The organism is Paenibacillus sp. FSL H7-0940 (genome assembly GCF_037979415.1).
Taxonomy (GTDB): domain Bacteria; phylum Bacillota; class Bacilli; order Paenibacillales; family Paenibacillaceae; genus Paenibacillus; species Paenibacillus amylolyticus.
Genome location: NZ_CP150280.1, coordinates 302853 through 323638 on the forward strand (window position 1 = coordinate 302853; position 20786 = coordinate 323638).

Sequence of the window (20786 nt, forward strand, 5' to 3'; positions counted from 1 at the left end):
GAGTTAATTATTAAGGAGGAACTGATCATGACAATGAAAGAAGGATTTTACTGGGGTGGCGCTACGGCTGCCAATCAATTCGAGGGTGGATGGAACCAGGGAGGCAAGGGGCCAAGCACGTCTGACATGATGACAGGAGGAACACACACGATTCCACGCCGGATTACGCCAGTACTGGAAGAGGGCACGTATTATCCGAGCCATGAAGCGGTTGATTTTTACGGACATTACAAAGAAGATATTGCCATGATGGCAGAGATGGGCTTCAAAATGTTCCGCATGTCCATCAACTGGTCCCGGATCTATCCAAACGGTTATGATCTGGAGCCAAACGAAGAGGGATTGCAGTTCTACGACAATGTTTTTGCCGAGTTGAAAAAGTACAATATTGAGCCGCTCGTAACAATCTCCCATTATGAAACGCCATTCGGTCTGACACAGAAGTATAACGGCTGGGCTTCCCGTGAAGTCATCGACTGTTATATCCGTTATTGTACAACCCTCTTCAACCGTTACAAGGATCAGGTCAAATACTGGCTGACGTTCAACGAGATCAACTGTCTGACGATGCCGATGGGTGCTTATATGGCTGCAGGTATTCTGTTTGAAGGCAAAGAGACACTGGTCGACGGAGTGGATGATCCACAGACTCGTTTCCAGGCATTACATCATCAATTCATTGCCAGTGCAAAAGCAGTGAAGCTGGGGCATGAGATTAACCCTGATTTCCAGATCGGCTGTATGGTCGCTTTCATGACAACCTATCCAAACACATGTAACCCGGACGACATGTTGCTTGCACAGAAGAAAGACCAAATCTCTAATATGATCTGCGGTGATGTACAGGTTCGTGGAGCGTATCCTGGATTCGCCAAACGTTTCTTTGCCGAAGAAGGTATCCAGATCGAGATGCAACCGGGAGACGAGCAGACCTTGCGTGAAGGCTGCGTAGACTTCTACTCCTTCAGTTATTATATGTCTTTGGTTGAAAGTGCGGATGAGTCCCTTGAGAGAGCAGAAGGTAATCTGCTGGGCGGTATCAAAAATCCATATCTCGAAGCTTCCGACTGGGGTTGGCAGATCGATCCAAAAGGACTGCGTTACACGCTGAATCATCTGTATGATCGTTATCAGATTCCACTGATGGTGGTTGAAAACGGTCTGGGTGCTGTTGATGTGGTAGAGGAAGACGGCTCCATTCAAGATGACTATCGCATTGATTATTTGAAAGGTCACATTGAACAGATGAAAGAAGCGGTAGCTGACGGCGTAGATCTGATTGCCTACACCATGTGGGGATGTATCGACCTGGTTAGCGCATCCACTGGAGAGATGAAGAAGCGTTATGGCTTCATTCATGTCAACAAGGACAACGACGGTAACGGAGACTTGAGCAGAACACCGAAGAAGAGTTTCCACTGGTACAAAAAAGTCATCGAATCCAATGGTGAAGAGTTATAATTTGGTGTAAAAAAAACAGATCCGTCTGTTCCCTTAAATGGGACAAGCGGTCCATGTGGTCCTGAACGAATTCAGGACTACTATATATGAATATAAAAAATACCCGGCTATCCTTCAGTTAAGGAAGGCCGGGTATTTCTTTGTGTAGTTCCATAGCGGGCCGCCTAGGCCAACCTTCTGCTTTGCAGATGGGACATGCGCTCCAAATGCCGCCGATAAAACCATATGCATGTGGAGAGCCAGCAACCACTCAAGAAGTATCCGCCTACGATATCACTTGGATAATGCACCCCCAAGTAGATACGACTTATACCAATGGTCAGTATAAATACGGCGCTGGCAACAATCATCAGCACACGTCCTGTGACGGTGGGTACATGTTTCCAGATTAGAAAGGCCAGTCCACCATACAGGCTAAATGCTGCCATAGAATGCCCACTGGGGAAGCTATAGCCGCTCACTTCAATGATCCGGTTAATGGTAGGTCTGGCACGCTGGAATACCAGCTTGAGCAATGCATTTAACAGGGTTGAACCTGCGAGCACACAAGCCAGGAAGAGCAGTTCGCGTTTGTGTCGCAGGAAAATGTATAACACAATCATGGCGATGATGGTAATGAAGACCACTGGCATTTCGCTGCCGATCCAGGTGAAAAGGTGCATGAATTGTGTCATACCAGGGGATTCCAACCCCTGAATCCAGCCGATTAAGGTATCATCAAATCGATGAATCTGGTTGTCGCTGATGGACAAGGCGATGCTTATAAAGGCGATCATGCACAACGCCGCAACGAGCAGCGGGAATGAGATATTCTTTTTCCAGTTGTGTATCAAATGTTGAGTTCCTCCGTGATGGTTGATTTCGTATGTTGTGTCCTTGCGTGTGTCGGACATAACGATATTTGTATTGTGCTATAATTTTACAATAAATATAGCAGCAATAAAAATATGTAACCTTAACCACGCTTATTCAAGCAGAGAATGTAGGAGGGGAGCGGTCGGAATGAAACGACGTTTGGAGATGTGCATGTTGATCTTACTGTTGGTTACGTCTGGGTTAGCTCTATTTCCCGGAGAGAGAGTGTATGCTTGCAGTTGTGTCGAGAATGATGTTCAAGAGAGATTGAAGACCTACGCAGCAGTATTTACGGGAGAAGTGGTGAATAAAGGCAATTCTCAACAGTCGAAGCATGATGGTTTATTAAGAGAGTATACCTTTGATGTAGGTACTGCATGGAAGGGGGTTAATGCCAAAAAGATGAAAATCCTCGCGAGTGACGGAGGGTCTGACTCCTATGGCATTCAATCTGAAAAGAATCAATCCTACCTGATCTATGCTTATCAATATGAAGTGGATCATAAGCTTCATACGAATCTGTGCAGTCGCAATGTTCCAATTGAACAAGCCGGAGACGATCTGAAATTGCTGGGTGCGGGCAAGCTTGTAAGTAAAGAAGATTTTGGAGAAACCACCGATGGGAGAAGTGAATATATCCAACTCATATTATATGGTGGAGTCATTTTATTGGCAGCGTTGGCAATCGTGTGGATATGGAAACGAAAGAAAAGAATCTGATTGCCCAACGGAAAAAAAGCTAATCCCCGTACAGAACGTTAAGAAACATTTACGTTCTATACGGGGATTTTCAGGAGTGGCGTCAAAATTGTATCCAATTGGAGTCGAGATTATCGATCCGATGCAGCTAGTTTAGCTGCAACATGTATTCATAAGCTGTGACACCAAATACCCGTTTGAAATGTCGGTTTAGATGGGTCAGATCGACAAATCCGCAATCGGCAACAGCAGTATATACGTCCTTCTGCATTTCGATGGATTGACGGGCACGCTCTACTTTGCAGTTTAAGAAAAACTGGTAAGGGGATATGCCTGCTTGTGCTTTGAATTCACGGATAAATTGAAACTTGGACATGCCAAATTCGGAGCTCAGGTTGTCCAACTTGAGCACATCTTCGGTGCTGCAAAACATGATCTCCTTGGCTTTGCGGACCAGGTTGTCCTGAGGCAACCAGAGCTTGGTGTCCATTTCCTTCTGAGCCAGCAGGTGAACGAGATCGAAGACCCGTTCGCTGCACTCGGCTTCGTCCTGTCTGAGTTGAACGGCATCGTTCAGCATCAGGATCTTACGTGCAAGCTCGGGATCATAGACGATGGGACTTCCAAAACGCAATTCCTTTTTGCCGATAATCTCCTCTACCAATTCCGGCTTCAAATACAGCATCACATAGTCAATGCCAGCCTTATCATAGGAGCTTCCATCATGGGACTGTTCACGGTTAAACAACATGACACCATTTTGGTGAGACGCCTGATATTGTCCGTCCAGGTTATATTGTTGAATGCCACGCAGGGTTACGCCAACTGCATACTCTTCATGGCAATGTTTTTTGTATGCAAAATCAGTAAAGCTGGCGGATAGTGCCAGCACGTCTTGCGACTTTTTATAGTTAAACCGTTCCATGCAGCACACCTCCCAAGCTTTAGATTAATCCGGATACTATAATGGCTGAGTATAACAAAAAAAGTGCCATGAGAATACTCAGTAATTTTTGGTGGCGATTTAGCAACGTTCTGAAAACCGTGCCAAAAACAACCCAACTGGAATAGGCCAGAAAACCAATGAAGGTAATGAGCAGCACGAACAGGAACGAAGAAAATAAACTTTGATAAAAGGGCAATACATAACTTGGAATGACAGTGAAAGTAAACAAGACGACCTTTGGATTCACAAATTGCATGATGAAACCGTTCCAGAATCCGGTAACTTGTTTCGGTGCATCCTCGGTGGTACCCATCTTGTAGATCTGGTACGCCAGATACACCATGTACAGGCCGCCGACAATCTGCATCACCTTCAGAATTCCGGGTAACACTCCCGCAAGAAGCTGATTAAGAAAAGCTGAGGCGGTAAGCAGCAGACCAAATGCCAGCGTAGCTCCCCATACATAGTGCATTGTTTTTCGTGCGCCAACTATCTGTGTAGAAGAAAGAATTACGATATTGCTGGGGCCGGGGGTAAATGTTACGACGATGCAGTAGATTAAAAAAGATGCAAGATTCATAAGGATGATGCTCTCCTCTGGTTGTAGTTTAGTCCCATGATCATACGTCCAGAGGGAGAAACCATATAGTACATTATTGCAGCAGGTACACGGTTGGCAACAGGAGCGTGCTTATAAAAACTAAGGGGGAGTTTTCTTTTTGAATGATTGCGTTTACAATTTAGACGATGTACAAGGTGATCAGACGACTTGAGGAAGTGAACGGAATGAAAAAAATGCTGCTTGTTTACATTTTGCTAATCTCAGCATTTGCGTTGTATGTATTGAGATTCGAATACACCAGTCAAGTAAACAGTTCGTGGGAGGACCGTGGGCTGCGCGGTGATATCGGAGAGACGTATATCATGATTACATTCCAGTCCGGGCTGGAGTATTGGAAGAGCCCGCTCAAAGGTTTCGAGGATGCCGCGGATGCACTTGGCGTGACCGTAGAATATCGCGGGGCTACCCGGTATGATGCGAAGGAGCAGACCATGGTGATCGAGCAGGCTATCGCTCGTAAACCCGCGGGCATTGCTATATCTGCAATCGATCCTCAATCGTTAGTTCCAGCGATTAACAAGGCAATCGACGCAGATATCCCTGTTGTATTATTTGACGCGGATGCACCCGATAGCCAGGCCTATTCTTTTCTTGGGACAGATAATTACAAGTCGGGTGTAATGGCTGCCGATAAAATGGCTGAACTGCTGGGTCGTGAGGGAGAGGTCGCGGTATTAACCTTGCCCGGACAACAAAATCATGAAGAGCGCACGAAGGGTTTCCGCGATACGATCAAGGAGAGATACCCTTCCATGCAGATTGTTGAAGTTGCAGACGGACACGGTGATGCGATGGTATCCAGAGACGAAACAAACAGAATGATGAAGGAACATCCCGAGCTGGCGGGAATTTTTGTGACTGAAGCTACCGGAGGGGCAGGAGCGGGGGAAGCCGCTCAAACTGCCGGGGACAGACATCCATTGCAGATTATTTCGTTTGATACAAATAAGACTACATTGGATATGATCAAGAACGGTACGATCTCAGCTACAATTGCACAGGGAACCTGGAATATGGGATATTGGTCACTCCAGTATCTGTTCCATCTGCATCACCAGTTAACGGTTCCTGCCCCATCCTCATCCGGTGAAAATGCACCGCTTCCCGTGATGGTGGACACAGGGATCTCTGTGGTGACACGCTCGGATGTGGATGATTACTATGCCAAATAACAAGGGGGATTTCAAGAGTCCAAGGCCTTGGAGCAGGAGAACAATTCTCTCCACTTTCAGGAACGGGATTCGGCGTTTGCGCTTGCGTAATATGCCCCTTCGGTACCAGCTGATGCTGCTTTTTCTGTTATTCGCCATTGTACCTTCCGTAGGGCTTGGGTTGCTTGTGAACTGGACGGTGGAGCGGGTTGTTGAACGACAGGTTGAAGGGCATACCATGCAACTGATTGGCAAAGTGAATGAAGCTCTGAACAGCAAAATGGAGAATTTGCAGAATATGACCTATCTGATTGCATTTGACCCGGATATTGATGCTTTTATGAACGACAAAATGCCACTGAATGATGAAGCAGGTATCGAACCGATGAACATGGACACCAATGCCGAAACGGAGCAAAATCGGTTATATGGCATCAAACAAACCTTGCAGGGATTCACAACGTTGTATCCTGAAATCGCCGGGATTGTTCTTGTCAATGGAAGTGGTGACTATATTAGCAACGAGATGTATCCCCGAACGGAGCAGAGCCTGATCCAGGAAAATTGGTATCAAAAAGCTTCGGCCAATCCGGGCATCTTCATGGTATTGGGTCAGTCGAAAGAGCGTAATCTCACGACACATGTACGGTACAAGGATGATGAGATTGTATCGGTTGCACGTTCCATAACGGATGAAGCGTCAGGACGTGTGCGGGGGGTTATTATGATTGATCTTAAACTAAGGTCGGTCTCTCAGGCTGCCCGTAATGTAACCTTGGGGAAATCCGGTTATGTGATGGTGACGGATGCAGAAGGTCAAAGTGTATACAAGCCGGAGCATCCGCTAATAGAACACATTCCCACAGACTGGTTCCCCTCCGGTGAGAGTGGAACGTTTACCGCCGATACAGAAGGTGGAACGTTATTATTCATGTATCAGTCGTCTACCTTTACGGGTTGGAGAACGGTAGGGGTATTTCCCACAAGAGACTCGATATCCGAAGTGCGCCAAATCCAGTTTTACGTGGTTAGCTTTGTATTTGTGGTGTGTTTGTTTGGCCTGAGCGCCTCTTTATGGTTCTCCCGTTCCATTGCTCAGCCCATTTTCCGGCTCATGTCCTATATGCGCAGGGCGGAGACCGGCAATCTCAGACCAGGCCGCTGGAGCGACCGGGCTGACGAGATTGGCATGCTTGGCAACAGTTATAACCGAATGCTGGTACAGATTCGACAACTGATATCACTTAATGAATTGCGGGAGCGGCAGAAGCGCGACGCTGAAATGCGAAGTTTGCAGGAGCATATCAAACCACACTTTTTGTACAATACCTTGGATACGATTCATTGGATGGCACGCAAAGAGGGTGCAGAAGATGTATCCGGCATGGTTGGCGCGTTATCTCGATTATTTCGCATAGGGCTTAGTAAAGGACAGGATTACATTCCGCTGCATTCGGAGATTGAGCATATGACCAGCTATCTGCAAATTCAGCAGACACGATACCGCGATCGTCTTCAGTATACATTGAATATTCCAGAGGAAATGCGGGACCTTTTTGTGTTAAAGCTGCTGCTTCAGCCGCTAATAGAGAATGCAATCTATCATGGAATCAAGGGCAGGCGTGGGCCGGGACACATTAGGGTGGAGGCCAGATTGGAACATAACAGACTGCTGCTGACCATTCATGATAATGGAGCAGGCATGTCCATCGAACGGCTTGCCGAGATGCAGCAGTTGCTCGAAGCTCCGTTGGCAAGTTTGGAAGCGTCTTCGCCTGGGATGACAGGCAAAAGTTATGGAATGTTGAATGTGCAGGCCCGTCTTCGGCTGTCCTTTGGTGATGAGTACGGAATTGTGCTGGAGAGCCAGGAAGGTGAAGGAACGAGTGTGACCATCATTCATCCGTTGATGCGAGAGCTCCCACCAACCAAGCAATTCAATAACGAAGAGAGGCAGGAGAGTGAATGGGAAAATTCATGAAATCGGCCGTGACAACTTCCACTGAAACAGATGAGACATCCGCATTGACTACAGTAATGGAGATTACGCCGGATAGCGATGTGGCGAAGAAATACCGCGTGCTCATCGCTGATGATGAACCGATCATTCGTGAGGGGATTCGGGATGCCATTGACTGGATAACTCTCGGGATGGAGGTTGTTGGTGAAGCGGAAGATGGCGAGGAAGCGCTGGAACGGGCGGCTGACTTGGGTGTGGATATTGTTCTCGTTGATATGAATATGCCATTCCTGAACGGAATCGAACTAATCCGTGCTCTTCAGCAGAAGTGCCCTTGCTGTCGTTACCTGATCATCTCGGGACATGATGAATTTGCATATGCGCAGGAGGCGGTTCGTCTTGGCGTAGAGGATTACATTTTGAAACCTGTGCAAGCAGAACAATTATATGCTGCACTTGAGCGATTGCATCAGCGACTTACTGAAGAGCACCAGAGGACGGCATATGTACAACAGGCAGCTCATCAGATTGAACGTAATATCCCGTTGCTTCGCCAGCGATTTATGCTGGAGTGGCTGGAGGGGCAGGCTGAAGGGAGGGATCTGACGGAGCAGCTTGTGTTTTTACGGCTGCCCGCCGTCCCACCTGTGCAGATCGGGGTCGTACGCTGGCCTGCCGCTGAAGCTCGTCAGACGATACTGAGAGAGAATGATCGTCAGTTATTTCTGTTTGCAGTGGAAAATATAATCAGTGAACTGCTGGGGGACGTGCCACATGTCCTGTTTCGGGACGTAAGCGGGTTGATCGGCATGTGTCTGTGGCAGGAAGCCCCTGAAGAAATAGAGTCCCTTCTGGAACAGCAGATTAGTTCTTGCCTGAATATTGCCATTCATGCTCATGTGGAGACACATGCAGGGACACTGGAAGAAACGCCGGATACGTACCGTCATTGCCGTGAAAGGGTATTCGGGGAAGTACAGTTGTCGCCTCTGGTTCGCCGGGCAAGACAACTTATTCACGAAGAATATGCCGAGCGGGAACTGACCCTGGAATCGCTTGCTTCCCGTCTACAAGTATCTGCCGTATATCTTAGTCGTGTGCTGAAGAAAGAGCTGAATGATTCCTTTGTCACGCTTGTCACGCATGCTCGCATTCGCAAGGCTATACAGTTATTAGATTCAACAACACTGCCGATCCACACCATAGCTGAGCGTGTAGGTTATGATACCCAACATTATTTCAGCACTGCATTTAAGAAAACAATGGGCATTTCGCCTGTGCAGTATCGAAAAAACGGGGGGACAGCCTATCATCCTTCTGCGAATTAAATATCGTATTACAGTTGTTCACTTAGACATGTGATAAATGAGATGGATGTGTTCTACTTCGTGTGAAGCGAAGTGGAGCATATCCTTTTTTTTGACTCTGGAATGGTATCTCGTGGATCAAACTTGTACTTTAAGCGTTTCCATCAAAAGTTAAATTTTTATAAAAAAGGTTCAAAACGTGCAAAGACCTTGCGGCATCTCCAATGCTACCATTAGTCTCAGACAGGAACAGCAAGCAACAGGATGCACTATATGTATTGTAAGCGTTATCTTATAACTCATTCAGAACCGTATGACGTGAGGAAAGGGGAACTTCATATGAAAAAAGGAGCAATGCTCATCTGGCTTCTGGTGATGACCTTGATGCTCTCGGCCTGCAATCTGGCAGAGAGTGGCCCAGGCAGCAAAGAAAAGGGATATGTCGGTATATCGATGCCAACCAAATCATCAGAACGATGGGTGGGAGACGGGGAGAACATGGTCCGTCTGTTTCAGGACCAGGGGTACAAAACCGATCTTCAGTACGCTGAAGATGTGGTCGAGAATCAGATTTCACAGATTGAAAACATGATCACCAAAGGTGTGGATGTGATGGTGATTGCGTCCGTGGATGGCAACACATTAACGGATGTAATCAAGAAAGCGCATGACGAAGGGATACAAGTGATCTCGTATGATCGGCTCATTCGCAATACGCCATACTTAACCTATTACGCCACGTTCGACAATTTTAAGGTGGGTGTGCTTCAAGCCTCCTACATCGAACAAAAGCTTGGGCTCAAGGATGGAAAAGGACCGTATAACATTGAGCTGTTTGGTGGCTCTCCTGATGATAATAACGCCTATTTCTTCTTCGACGGTGCGATGTCTGTGCTGAAGCCGTACATCGATTCCGGCAAACTGGTGGTACGCAGCAAGCAGATGACGATGGCCCAGATTGCGACCTTACGCTGGGACGGGGCACTGGCCCAGTCACGAATGGATAACCTGCTGAGTGCGTATTACTCGGGTGATAATCTGGATGCAGTATTATCTCCTTATGATGGAATCAGTATTGGTATCATCTCATCCTTGAAAGGGATTGGTTATGGTACTTCGAACAAACCGCTGCCCGTTATTACAGGACAGGATGCCGAACTTGCCTCGATCAAGTCAATTGTGGCCGGGGAACAGACGCAGACGGTGTTCAAGGATACACGGAAGCTAGCGGAGAAGACGGTAGAGATGGCCAATAGTATTTTGCAAGGAAAACAGGCGGAAGTTAATGACAAAACATCATATAACAACGGAATTGAGGTTGTTCCGGCGTATCTCTTGGATCCCATCTCGGTGGACCGTACAAATGTGGAGCAGGATATCGTTGGTACACAGTATTACACGAAGGAAGAAATCGGACTGAAATAATAAATGAAAGGAGCACATCCCATGGCCGGAATCATTCTGGAAATGAAAAACATCACCAAAACCTTTCCTGGCGTCAAAGCGCTGGAAAATGTCAATCTGAAAGTCCGTGAAGGCGAAATTCATTCCATATGTGGTGAAAATGGCGCAGGTAAATCTACGTTGATGAAGGTACTGAGTGGTGTATATCCACATGGCACGTATGAAGGCGACATTTTATTTCAGGGCAAAAATTGTGAGTTCAAGGATATTAAGCAGAGCGAGGATCTGGGAATCGTCATTATCCATCAGGAGTTGGCCCTGATTCCCTACCTTTCAATCGCGGAAAATATATATCTGGGCAATGAGCGTGCCAGCAGAGGAATTGTCAACTGGAAGGAAACTTTTGTAGGTACACGAGAACTGCTCTCGAAGGTGGGACTGAGCGAAAATCCAAACACGCTGGTATCCAGCATTGGGGTAGGCAAGCAGCAACTGGTCGAAATTGCGAAAGCGCTCTCCAAAAAGGTACGACTGCTTATTTTGGATGAGCCAACCGCTGCACTGAACGAGGACGACAGTGAAAATCTGCTGCAATTGATGCTGGAATTCAAGAAACAGGGCATCGCCTGTATTCTGATCTCACACAAGCTGAATGAGGTATCCAAGGTATCCGATTCCGTGACCATTTTACGGGATGGCAAGACAATTGAGACATTGGATATGAAGAAGGAAAAAGTGTCGGAGGACCGGATTATTAGCGGAATGGTAGGACGTGATCTCACCAGCCGTTATCCGGAACGTCATGCGACCATTGGTGAAGTTATCCTGGAGGTAAAGGACTGGACGGTATATCACGAACATCATGCCGAGCGGAAAGTACTGGATCAGATCGATATGAATATCAGACGTGGTGAGATTGTAGGGATTGCCGGGCTGATGGGCGCTGGGCGTACCGAGCTTGCCATGAGTATCTTTGGCAAATCCTATGGCCGGAATATTTCGGGTCAACTCATTAAGAATGGTAAACCGATCCACAACAATACCGTCACGGAGGCCATTCAGAACGGGTTTGCTTATGTGACAGAAGACCGCAAGGAATACGGACTCATTCTGATGGATGACATCAAGCGCAATATTTCCTTAACGGGTCTGAGCAAGCTGACGCGAAACGCGGTAGTGAACGAGCGTGAAGAAGTACTGGTGGCGGAAAAGATGAAGAAAAGCATGAACATCAAAGCACCAAGTATTTTGCAGAAGACCGGTAATCTGAGTGGAGGCAACCAGCAAAAAGTGGTGCTCAGCAAATGGATTTTTGCCGGACCAGATATTCTTATCCTGGATGAACCTACCCGCGGTATCGATGTGGGAGCGAAATTCGAAATCTATACGATCATTCATCGGCTTGCTGCTGAAGGCAAGGGTGTACTGGTAATCTCATCCGAGCTTCCGGAGGTTCTTGGCCTGTGTGACCGGATCTATGTGATGAATGCCGGGCGAATCACCGGTGAAGTCAGCCGGGAGCAAGCATCACAGGAAACGTTGATGAGATATATGACCAAGTCTGGAGGCGGCAAGCATGGAAATGATAACAAAACTGTTCAAAAATAATATCCGTCAATACGGTATGATTATTGCCTTGGTAGTGATTATGCTTTTGTTCGAGGTACTTACAGGCGGGCTGTTGCTCAAGCCGATTAATATTACAAATTTGATTTTGCAGAACAGTTACATTTTGGTGCTGGCGATCGGAATGGTGCTGGTCATCATTACCGGGCATATTGACCTGTCTGTTGGTTCCATTGCAGCTTTTGTTGGTGCCGTTGCCGCGATTATGATGGTTGATTGGCAGCTTCCGGCTTGGCTTGCAGTCATCGCTTCCTTGCTGGTTGGCGCTTTGATCGGTGCATGGCAAGGCTTCTGGATCGCCTATGTGCGAATTCCGGCATTTATCGTGACGCTGGCAGGTATGTTGCTGTTCCGAGGCTTGACGATGATCGTGCTGGAGGGACAATCGATCTCTCCTTTCCCGGGTGGATTCCAGAAAATAAGCTCTGGCTTCCTGGCGGATATTCAATTCTCAGGTTTTGGTCTGGTATCTATCATTGTGGGTCTTGTGCTCACTGTCTGGTACATTGTCAATGAATTGCGGGAACGCCGTTCCCAGCGAAAATATGGATTTGAAGTCGTGTCACAGGGACTGTTTTTGCTCAAGTTGATTGTGGTGGCTGTTGTGACAAATCTGTTTACGTTTGTACTCGCAAGTTATGCAGGTATTCCGAATATCCTGGTCCTGCTGTTTGTCCTGATCGTTGTGTACTCCTTCGTTATGAATCGTACTGTCATGGGACGGCATGTGTATGCGCTTGGAGGTAATGAGAAGGCCGCAGGTCTGTCCGGAGTCAAAACAAAAAAGGTAACCTTCTGGGTTTTCGTGAACATGGGTACACTTGCCGCGGTATCCGGGTTGATCTTCGCCGCACGTCTGAATGCAGCTACGCCAAGAGCGGGTACCAACTTCGAGCTGGATGCCATTGCGGCCTGCTTCATCGGTGGTGCTTCCGCTTCAGGGGGCATAGGTACGGTATTTGGTGCCATCATCGGTGGTTTGGTTATGGGTGTGCTGAATAACGGGATGTCCCTGATTGGTCTCGGTATTGACTGGCAACAGGGGATTAAGGGATTGGTACTGCTGCTCGCTGTAGCGTTTGATATCTATAATAAAAATAAAAGATCAGCGTAACACTTGGTAAAATGAAAAAAACAGACCTTGATCTCAAGATCAGGTCTGTTTTGCTGTATGCCCAACTTATTTACATCAAGGCATCAAGGAAACGTGTGGCGATGCCAAAATAGATAAACAGGGACAAGATATCATTCAATGTGGTGATTAACGGGCCTGAGGCAACAGCCGGGTCGACTTTGAAACGACTAAGTAGAAGCGGGATGCATGTACCGGTCAGTGTACCAATGACCAGAGTGAGGAACAGAGATACCCCAATAATGGCGCCCAGCAACCAGTCCCCTTGCCAGAAATAAGCGATGACGGTGATCAGTAATCCACATACCAAGCCGATCATTATGCCTACCTTGATCTCCCGACCAATCAGTGCGAGTACGGTGGCTTTGTCGAGTTTGCGTCCGATCAGTCCGCGTACCACAACAGCCAGAGACTGCGTTCCTGTGTTACCGGTCATACCTGCGATCATCGGCATGAAAAATGCCAATGCCACAACCTGATTGAGTGTATCCTCAAAGAAATCCACAATACTTCCCGAGATTAGACCAATCAATAGAAGCAAGATGAGCCAGGGAAGCCTGCGTCTGACGGCCACGAGTGGTTTGGTATCAAAGTCGATATCCTTGCTGCCGCCCCCCATCTTGGCCAAATCTTCACTTGCTTCATCCATAATAATATCGATGACATCATCCATCTGAATGATACCGCATAACCTGTGATTTTCATCCACCACCGGAAGTGCAATAAACTCATAACGCTGTAGAAGCTGTGCTGCTTCTTCCTGGTCCATATCTACCGTTGCATGGATCACCCGCCGGGTCATCAGTTCTTCAACCTGGGTCTTATCGTCAGCCAAGGCAAGGGATCGATAACTCACGACACCGACCAGTTTGCCTTCATTATCGGTTACATAGAGATAACTGGAGGCTGAGATATGCATGGTACCTTGCGATTGTCGTAAGGCTTCCTTGGCTGTCTCATGAGCGAGTAGGGTCCGATATTGATCTGTCATGATGCGTCCTGCCGTTTCCGGCGGGTAATTAAGCACGGATCGGATAATGGCAGAGTGATCCAGGTTCATATTGGACAGCAATTCTTCTCGGCGTTTGGCGGGTAAATCGTGCATAAACCGGATCAGATCACTTTTGTCCATCTGCTGCATGACTTCAAGTGTTCGTTCCGGCCCAAGTCGTTCAAACAGTTGAATCTGTTCGTGCAACTTCAAGGTCTCGGCGAGATCCGCCAGAGCATCGGGTTTGAATAGGAGCAGAAACCGATTGGTTTCTTCTTCAGGGAACTTTTTATATACAAGTGAGAGGTCGTAGGGATGCAGTTCTTTCACCAATTTATAGAAATCGGGAAGGTTCCGGGATTGTACATATTGCACGAGTTGTCCGGTGATCTCCTCCACGGAGAAATCTTTCTTAGTATGAGGTCCGTTCATATCGACACTCCTTTCTATTCGGTCAGCTTCATATTTTTAAACGAAATGGGTTGGGAATTAAACAAATGGAGAAAAAATGAGAGTCCCAAAATGATATTGTAATCTTGCTCAAACATTCGATATGGGCTTACAAACAGCCACTTCAAGGATATACTTGTTGTACAGCAACAGACGAGGAGGACATGCGCTAGTGGAAGTAGATATCAGAACACAATTGCTCAGCATGGTTGAGCCGGAGTATCAAAAATTCTCGGCCGCACTTATTCCCAACATCACGAATGTACTTGGTGTAAGGTTGCCAGCCTTACGAAAAATTGCCAAGCAGCTTGCCGCAGGGGACTGGCGCACGTATCTGGAAAAGGCAGAGGATGAATATTTTGAAGAAGTGATGTTGCAAGCGATGGTCATTGGGCATGTACAGGCTGATCTGGACGAACTGTTAAAGGCTATTGAAACATTTGTACCGAAGATTGACAACTGGTCGGTGTGTGACAGCTTCTGTGCTGGACTGAAATATACGAAGGTTCATTCGGAGCCCATGTGGGCGTTCTTGCAGCCGTATCTGAGATCTGATCAGGAATATGAAATCCGGTTTGGTGTGGTAATGCTGTTGAATTTTTATCTGAATGAGCGATATATCGATCAGGTTCTATCTGCATTGGATCAGATTAGGCACGAGGCGTATTATGTGAAAATGGCAGTCGCTTGGGCCATCTCAATGGCTTATGTGAAACAACCTGAGGTGACCATGCGTTATCTGAACCATAATACCCTGGACGATTTTACGTATAATAAGGCACTTCAGAAAATCACGGAATCTTATCGTGTGGATCCGGAGAGCAAGCAGATGATCCGCAGTATGAAACGTAAGGTGAAGAAGCAGGTTACCACCTAGTCCTAGCATTAAGCATTCCACCGGGGAGAGGGCGATAAACGAATGAGAAATAAGTTGATGTACACCACGATGCAGTTGGACGGTCGTCCATGGGTGCTGCTCGCTACGGAACAGGGATTATGCCGAGTGGTTATGCCCAACGAAACACTGGAAGATTGGAACGGCTGGATACAGAAGGTTGCACCTGGCGTGGAACTGGAAGAGAACGAGGATGCTCTGAAACAAACAGGTATGATGGACTGGTTGCAGTCCTATTTTGCAGGAGAATCGATGGCTTATACAGATGCGATCCCACTGGACTTGATCGGAACGAACTTCCAACAGGAGGTATGGAGAGAGCTAGGGCGTGTGCCTTATGGTGAAATTCGGACCTATGGTGATATAGCTGCTGCGATTGGAAGACCTTCGGCTGTGCGAGCAGTTGGGGCTGCAAATGGGGCTAATCCAATTCCGGTTCTGCTTCCATGCCACCGCATTATTGGGGCTAATCGCAAGCTGACCGGGTTCCGTGGAGGCCTGGAGATGAAGCGCAGACTGCTGAATATCGAACAGATTGAAGGCGTGACCGATGGAGGGCATGCGCGGTTTCATTTTTAATAGACGCGCGTAATCAAGAAGATTAAGATGAGTGGACGGGGCAGGCACGTATTGTGCCTGTTTTTTTGCATGTATTAAGGTAGAGTAATACAAACGTTCCGCATATGGGACACCAACGTTTTATATATTTTTGCCCGGTAAAACCGTATGGTACCATGGATCATAGATCAATCGGTATCCGGGGGACGTAATGCCGGGTAAGAAAAGAGGGATGACATGATGAAGCAGGCTTATTGGTTAACAAACGTGATTGTGGAGCGGAGTTATATTCGGGAAGGCCAACAGGTGACGGGGACACGGACAAGCCCCGCTCATCTGCGGATTAAAGATGGAGTGATCGCGGAGATTGTGGAAGGAAACAACCCGCTGTCTAGCGATCTACCACAAGTAGATGGCAAGGGACTTCTGCTGTTGCCTTCGTTCGAGGAGGCACATATTCATCTGGATAAAACCTACTACGATGGGCCGTGGACAGCCGTTAAGCGTATCTCCAGTATTTTCGAACGTATTGAAGAAGAGAAGGTTCTGTTGCCCAAGTTGCTACCAGATGCCAAGCGTCAAGCGGAGAGTATTCTGACCTTGATCCAGGGGTACGGCTCCACTCATGTACGTAGTCATTGCAATATTGAACCCGTCAGTGGCTTGAAAAGACTGGAAGCGACGCGACAGGCTCTGGAATCATTTTCGGGCAAAATCTCTTCGGAGATCGTGGCTTTCCCGCAGCATGGACTGCTTCGCTCCCATTCAGTGGAGCTTATGGGCCAAGCGATGAAGGAAGGTGCAACGCATGTGGGCGGACTTGATCCTCATACGGTGGACGAACAGATCGAGAAATCACTGAACGCCATGGTTGAACTGGCTGTTCAGCATCAGGCGGGCATCGATATTCATCTGCATGATGGCGGGCAGGCTGGCAAACAAACGCTGCTGGAACTCGCAAATCTGACCGAAGCAGCAGGGCTTCAGGGTAAAGTTACGGTAAGTCATGCGTTCTGGTTCGCCCGCGCAGAGCAGCAGGAAGCAGAAGATATGGCGCAGCGAATGGCCTCGCTTGGGATGAGCATTGCTTCCACGGTGCCCATTGGCAGAACGATGATGCCTCTTCCCATGCTCCACCGTATGGGTGTGAACGTGAAGCTGGCCACAGACAGCCTGACGGATCATTGGTCTCCTTTTGGCAATGGGGATATGCTTGAAAAAGCGGGACGATTCGCAGAACTGTACGGATATAGCGACGAACTGTCCTTGTCTCAATCTTTGGCATGGGTAACAGGCGGGATTACACCGCTGGATTCACAAGGCGAACAAGTCTGGCCGAAGGTAGGCGACACCGCGAGTTTTGTATTGGTGCATGCGAGTTGTTCGGCGGAAGCCGTTGCGCGGCGATCTGCGCGGCAGGCCGTATGGTACAAGGGGCAATTGGTCAGCGGATCAACAGCGGATTGAGGAAAATAGAGCGAGTGCAGCCACGGGAAACCGTGGTTTTTTGGCATGGGAGAAAAAGAGGAAAGAACTGTTCGCATATACCACATTTTGGGTTATGATGGACGTAGTTAATGAAGGGAGTATTACAAATGAAGATTGAGTATGCAACGGAAGCTGACTACGACTACATCATTGAAAGAGATCGGCATATCCATCAGCCACTTGTGAAAACGAAGATTAGTGAGAAAGAAATATTCATCCTATGGGACGAGGACGAGGGATCAAGAGTTGGATGGATGAGGTACGGTTACTTTTGGGATAACCTTCCCTTCATGAATATGATCTGGATTGATGAACCCTATCGAAACGGCGGATATGGCAAAAAAGTGGTGCATCACTGGGAAAATTTAATGAAGCAACAAGGCTTTGATACGGTGATGACTTCAACACAATCAGACGAACATGCCCAACATTTCTATCGAAAGCTGGGGTATGTTGATGCAGGGGCTCTGTTGTTGGATACACAACCTTTGGAGATTATATTGATCAAGAAAATCTAGTAAATAAGCTGCAAGGAGAGAGGATTGTGGATGTGAAGAAAGTAAGCCTAGAACCTATAACCAAAGAAAATGAACTCGAGTGCATCCACCTTAAACCACGGCAAGATCAGCTGGATTTGGTTGCAAGCAATGCGGATTCATTGATTCATACAACGAAGGAGATTACGTCCAAACCATACGGTATTTTGGCAGAGGATCAGATGGTCGGTTTTATTTTATTTGATAATGAGATCTACAATGACGGGTATTACTGGATTCTGCGCTTCATGATTGATGAGAAGTACCAGGGGAAGGGTTATGGCAAACTTGCCATTCAAGAAGTGGTTCGTATGTTGCAAGAGAGAAAAGACTGCCAGCAAATCAGGGTATCCCATGTTCCACATAACATTGCGGCAAATGCGCTGTATAAAAGTTGCGGATTTCAGGACACGGGTGAATTCGAGGACAACGGTGATATCATTTTAAGTTATCAAGTGAGGTAACAGGGAGGGGAAGCTTGATGATAAGAGAGGCAGAAGCTAGAGATGCAGCGGTTATTGAAAGGCTGTATAAAGAATTATTGCCGAACAACTTAAACACGAAGGTACTGGCAGAACGGATTGAAGAGGTTCGGAATAACCCAAACAGTTTCTTGTTTGTGTATGAAATGGGTAATCAGGTAATTGGCACGGCTCATTTACATATTTGTCTGGATGCTTTGGTGGAAAATAGACCATTCGGCGTAGTTGAGCGGGTTATCATTACGGAACATGTGCAGAGCGAGGGATATGGTACTGAATTGATGAAATATGTAGAGCAAGTGTGTGTGCAGAAAAATTGTGTGAAGGTGTTTCTTACGAGCGGATCATCCAGAAACGAAGCACATCACTTTTATACGAAATTGGGGTACAACGGAGAATCCAGCAAGGCATTTAAAAAGTATTTATAACTTATAACATTCATCAAGGAAAAGGAAGTAGAAGCAAAGAAATGAAAGATAACAAACATCCAGTTCAAGATCTCCGACTCATCGTTACCTTGCTCGTGGCTACTTTATGTTGTCTAGGTGTTGTGATGTATTTACGTGCCCAATCAGATACAAATATGTATCGATTTTTAAGTTGGGATATGTTCCTGGCATGGGTACCATTTATCATCTCATCCTGCATTAGATACATATTCAATAAGAAATTAACCACAACGAGCATGATATGTATGGGGCTGATGTGTGGAGTATGGCTCTTTTTTCTGCCCAATGCGGCCTACCTTTTTACGGAGATTCTGCATTCATTCAGATATTTTGATGCTCAAGGGGAGGTTAGATTTTGGGTTAATATTGATTTTTGGTATGGACTCACCCTGACGTTTGCCGTAGCGATCATCGGATTGCTGCTCTCAACTTGTTCAATCATTCAAATCCATGGCATGTTAAACAAATTAATAAATAAGTACATTAGCATGATGGTTGTCGGTGTTATTTTGCTATTGAGCAGTATAGGGGTTTACATTGGTAGATTTAATCGGTGGAATTCGTGGGATATATTATCCCGACCTGGGAAGATCTTCGTGGATCTTGTGAATGATTTTAATGCAGCGAACAGCATAATGGTTGAGTTTGTTGTCATTGTATTTGCGGTTCAACTTTTTGGATACGTTATTATATCCTTGCTAACCGCAAGGTCGGGCAACTAATTATTCCATTTGAAAGGGTGAAGGAGGCAATATCACACGATGGGTAATCTTAATTTTATTGATAAACTTCCTCACATTAGTGAATGCAAACAGATTCTAAAGGCAGCAGCTATGCTGGATGCCATTTTGATGCCGGAATGGGAGTACAGGTATTACTCGTATAATTCCCAGTGGGACACGAATGAGCAAATGGCATCCATGAGAAATGGGCAAGGAGATCATTATTTTGCAATATTCAGTCCGAATGGGCTGATTATTAAAGGCTTTGATAAAGAGTATACACTTCAGCATAAGGTTGATAGGAGTGAGGTGGTAAAAAGCGTTCCAGAAGCATTTAATACTTTTGTGGTAGAGCCGGCATTTGTAATGGATCAGACGACGTTCTGTATCTGGAGTGTGGCGGATCAGGAAGGGTGGTCTGCAGGCACGGAGCTTGGGGATCATGAATACGAACTGTTAGAGATTTTGGTAGGCGGCGCGAAATATTATCATGCTTGGGCACAGGATTACTACGAGATAGCGTTGGATATCAATCTGGTTGAACAGGTATTTGATATGAAGCCGATCGATGAGGTCTTACTACAGCAATTAAATGATGAACTGACATTAAGTGATATCGAAGGTGAAATTGAAGAAATTGGATACCCGGATAAGGATATGAAGGTATGAAGGCGATAGCCTAGGAAATCACGGAAGAATTGTTGGCTGTGATGGATATGTACCAAAGAATCGCGCGGCAATTGATCGACCAACCGATATTGGAAACCGATCAGCCTGATCGGGCGGAAATTCTCGCAGGTGCGTACCATTTGCTGACCAATGCGGATGTAATCCACGGAGAAGAAGAATTAACGGGAAATTGGTATTTTGATGTTCACGGCGAGCACTGTATGTTCAAGAATACAGAAACAGGGCAGACATTAGAGGTTTTCCTTGATAGTCTTCGTATTTCGAGAATCCGTTTAAGGACATGTTGGATTTCTTCGAACGTATGGAGGCACAACATGTGTTAATTCATGTTCACGGGGTGGCGTATAGAAAAATGATTTGAT

General features: G+C 46.6%; 20 protein-coding genes. 16 read left to right on the forward strand and 4 right to left on the reverse strand.

The window, feature by feature from the left end; all coding sequences use genetic code 11:
- Positions 1–27 precede the first annotated feature (27 nt).
- Positions 28–1461 (forward strand): glycoside hydrolase family 1 protein, encoded by a 1434-nt coding sequence (locus MHB71_RS01370; protein ID WP_076252895.1) that lies wholly within the window; start codon positions 28–30, stop codon positions 1459–1461.
- Between the two features lie 164 nt (positions 1462–1625).
- On the opposite strand, the gene MHB71_RS01375 is transcribed toward MHB71_RS01370, so the two are convergent.
- Complete coding sequence (locus MHB71_RS01375) at positions 1626–2294, reverse strand: phosphatase PAP2 family protein (protein ID WP_340028604.1); 669 nt, start codon at positions 2292–2294, stop codon at positions 1626–1628.
- A gap of 169 nt (positions 2295–2463) precedes the next feature.
- Here MHB71_RS01375 and MHB71_RS01380 point away from each other — a divergent pair, with 169 nt between their 5' ends.
- Complete coding sequence (locus MHB71_RS01380; RefSeq protein WP_340028606.1) at positions 2464–3036, forward strand: hypothetical protein; 573 nt, start codon at positions 2464–2466, stop codon at positions 3034–3036.
- A 127-nt stretch (positions 3037–3163) separates the two neighbouring features.
- Here the strand turns inward: MHB71_RS01380 and MHB71_RS01385 are convergent, their stop codons facing one another.
- A complete protein-coding gene (locus MHB71_RS01385; RefSeq protein ID WP_047844007.1) occupies positions 3164–3940 on the reverse strand; it encodes an AraC family transcriptional regulator in 777 nt (258 codons plus the stop codon).
- A 19-nt stretch (positions 3941–3959) separates the two neighbouring features.
- Positions 3960–4541 carry a LysE family transporter gene (locus MHB71_RS01390; protein ID WP_047844006.1) on the reverse strand — a complete coding sequence of 194 codons (582 nt, stop codon included), beginning with the start codon at positions 4539–4541 and terminating at the stop codon, positions 3960–3962.
- 206 nt (positions 4542–4747) lie between these two features.
- Here MHB71_RS01390 and MHB71_RS01395 point away from each other — a divergent pair, with 206 nt between their 5' ends.
- From MHB71_RS01395 to mmsB, 6 genes are all read left to right on the forward strand, one after another.
- Positions 4748–5755, forward strand: a complete 1008-nt coding sequence (locus MHB71_RS01395; RefSeq protein ID WP_340028607.1) for a substrate-binding domain-containing protein — start codon at positions 4748–4750, stop codon at positions 5753–5755.
- A 91-nt stretch (positions 5756–5846) separates the two neighbouring features.
- Positions 5847–7715 (forward strand): sensor histidine kinase, encoded by a 1869-nt coding sequence (locus tag MHB71_RS01400; protein ID WP_047844005.1) that lies wholly within the window; start codon positions 5847–5849, stop codon positions 7713–7715.
- A gap of 56 nt (positions 7716–7771) precedes the next feature.
- A complete protein-coding gene (locus MHB71_RS01405) occupies positions 7772–9022 on the forward strand; it encodes a response regulator (RefSeq protein WP_200904569.1) in 1251 nt (416 codons plus the stop codon).
- 318 nt (positions 9023–9340) lie between these two features.
- Positions 9341–10426, forward strand: a complete 1086-nt coding sequence (gene chvE / locus MHB71_RS01410; protein WP_047844004.1) for a multiple monosaccharide ABC transporter substrate-binding protein — start codon at positions 9341–9343, stop codon at positions 10424–10426.
- Positions 10427–10447: 21 nt separating this feature from the next.
- Positions 10448–12013 (forward strand): multiple monosaccharide ABC transporter ATP-binding protein, encoded by a 1566-nt coding sequence (gene mmsA / locus MHB71_RS01415; protein ID WP_339283958.1) that lies wholly within the window; start codon positions 10448–10450, stop codon positions 12011–12013.
- A complete protein-coding gene (mmsB, locus tag MHB71_RS01420; RefSeq protein ID WP_036674453.1) occupies positions 11982–13145 on the forward strand; it encodes a multiple monosaccharide ABC transporter permease in 1164 nt (387 codons plus the stop codon). Before mmsA ends, mmsB begins: the two co-directional genes overlap by 32 nt.
- Before the next feature lie 70 nt (positions 13146–13215).
- On the opposite strand, the gene mgtE is transcribed toward mmsB, so the two are convergent.
- Positions 13216–14586 (reverse strand): magnesium transporter, encoded by a 1371-nt coding sequence (mgtE, locus tag MHB71_RS01425; RefSeq protein WP_340028608.1) that lies wholly within the window; start codon positions 14584–14586, stop codon positions 13216–13218.
- Positions 14587–14776: 190 nt separating this feature from the next.
- Here mgtE and MHB71_RS01430 point away from each other — a divergent pair, with 190 nt between their 5' ends.
- The 8 genes from MHB71_RS01430 to MHB71_RS01465 all read left to right on the forward strand — a co-directional run bounded on the left by MHB71_RS01430 (position 14777) and on the right by MHB71_RS01465 (position 20403).
- The gene (locus MHB71_RS01430) at positions 14777–15481 is read left to right on the forward strand and encodes a DNA alkylation repair protein (protein WP_340028609.1); all 705 of its coding nucleotides are present in this window, start codon (positions 14777–14779) and stop codon (positions 15479–15481) included.
- 42 nt (positions 15482–15523) lie between these two features.
- Positions 15524–16078 carry a methylated-DNA--[protein]-cysteine S-methyltransferase gene (locus MHB71_RS01435; protein ID WP_340028610.1) on the forward strand — a complete coding sequence of 185 codons (555 nt, stop codon included), beginning with the start codon at positions 15524–15526 and terminating at the stop codon, positions 16076–16078.
- 219 nt (positions 16079–16297) lie between these two features.
- Entirely contained in the window at positions 16298–17524 is a 1227-nt protein-coding gene (locus MHB71_RS01440; RefSeq protein ID WP_340030112.1) for an amidohydrolase, read from the forward strand.
- Between the two features lie 128 nt (positions 17525–17652).
- Entirely contained in the window at positions 17653–18063 is a 411-nt protein-coding gene (locus tag MHB71_RS01445) for a GNAT family N-acetyltransferase (RefSeq protein WP_047843998.1), read from the forward strand.
- Positions 18064–18089: 26 nt separating this feature from the next.
- Positions 18090–18545, forward strand: a complete 456-nt coding sequence (locus tag MHB71_RS01450) for a GNAT family N-acetyltransferase (protein ID WP_340028612.1) — start codon at positions 18090–18092, stop codon at positions 18543–18545.
- A gap of 17 nt (positions 18546–18562) precedes the next feature.
- Positions 18563–18991, forward strand: a complete 429-nt coding sequence (locus tag MHB71_RS01455; RefSeq protein ID WP_047844486.1) for a GNAT family N-acetyltransferase — start codon at positions 18563–18565, stop codon at positions 18989–18991.
- A gap of 41 nt (positions 18992–19032) precedes the next feature.
- Positions 19033–19734 carry a DUF1361 domain-containing protein gene (locus MHB71_RS01460; protein WP_076319906.1) on the forward strand — a complete coding sequence of 234 codons (702 nt, stop codon included), beginning with the start codon at positions 19033–19035 and terminating at the stop codon, positions 19732–19734.
- A gap of 39 nt (positions 19735–19773) precedes the next feature.
- On the forward strand, positions 19774–20403 hold the full coding sequence (locus MHB71_RS01465; RefSeq protein WP_340028614.1) for a hypothetical protein: 630 nt from the start codon (positions 19774–19776) through the stop codon (positions 20401–20403).
- Positions 20404–20786: the final 383 nt, after the last annotated feature.

Coding starts and splice junctions, on each gene's coding strand:
- MHB71_RS01385 (WP_047844007.1), bottom strand. CDS start 3,940: ATGGAACGGTTTAACTATAAAAAGTCGCAAGACGTGCTGGCACTATCC.
- MHB71_RS01370 (WP_076252895.1), top strand. CDS start 28: ATGACAATGAAAGAAGGATTTTACTGGGGTGGCGCTACGGCTGCCAAT.
- mgtE (WP_340028608.1), bottom strand. CDS start 14,586: ATGAACGGACCTCATACTAAGAAAGATTTCTCCGTGGAGGAGATCACC.
- MHB71_RS01435 (WP_340028610.1), top strand. CDS start 15,524: ATGAGAAATAAGTTGATGTACACCACGATGCAGTTGGACGGTCGTCCA.
- MHB71_RS01390 (WP_047844006.1), bottom strand. CDS start 4,541: ATGAATCTTGCATCTTTTTTAATCTACTGCATCGTCGTAACATTTACC.
- MHB71_RS01440 (WP_340030112.1), top strand. CDS start 16,298: ATGAAGCAGGCTTATTGGTTAACAAACGTGATTGTGGAGCGGAGTTAT.
- MHB71_RS01405 (WP_200904569.1), top strand. CDS start 7,772: ATGGAGATTACGCCGGATAGCGATGTGGCGAAGAAATACCGCGTGCTC.
- MHB71_RS01455 (WP_047844486.1), top strand. CDS start 18,563: ATGATAAGAGAGGCAGAAGCTAGAGATGCAGCGGTTATTGAAAGGCTG.
- mmsA (WP_339283958.1), top strand. CDS start 10,448: ATGGCCGGAATCATTCTGGAAATGAAAAACATCACCAAAACCTTTCCT.
- MHB71_RS01395 (WP_340028607.1), top strand. CDS start 4,748: ATGAAAAAAATGCTGCTTGTTTACATTTTGCTAATCTCAGCATTTGCG.
- MHB71_RS01380 (WP_340028606.1), top strand. CDS start 2,464: ATGAAACGACGTTTGGAGATGTGCATGTTGATCTTACTGTTGGTTACG.
- chvE (WP_047844004.1), top strand. CDS start 9,341: ATGAAAAAAGGAGCAATGCTCATCTGGCTTCTGGTGATGACCTTGATG.
- MHB71_RS01465 (WP_340028614.1), top strand. CDS start 19,774: ATGGGTAATCTTAATTTTATTGATAAACTTCCTCACATTAGTGAATGC.
- MHB71_RS01400 (WP_047844005.1), top strand. CDS start 5,847: ATGCCCCTTCGGTACCAGCTGATGCTGCTTTTTCTGTTATTCGCCATT.
- MHB71_RS01460 (WP_076319906.1), top strand. CDS start 19,033: ATGAAAGATAACAAACATCCAGTTCAAGATCTCCGACTCATCGTTACC.
- MHB71_RS01445 (WP_047843998.1), top strand. CDS start 17,653: ATGAAGATTGAGTATGCAACGGAAGCTGACTACGACTACATCATTGAA.
- mmsB (WP_036674453.1), top strand. CDS start 11,982: ATGGAAATGATAACAAAACTGTTCAAAAATAATATCCGTCAATACGGT.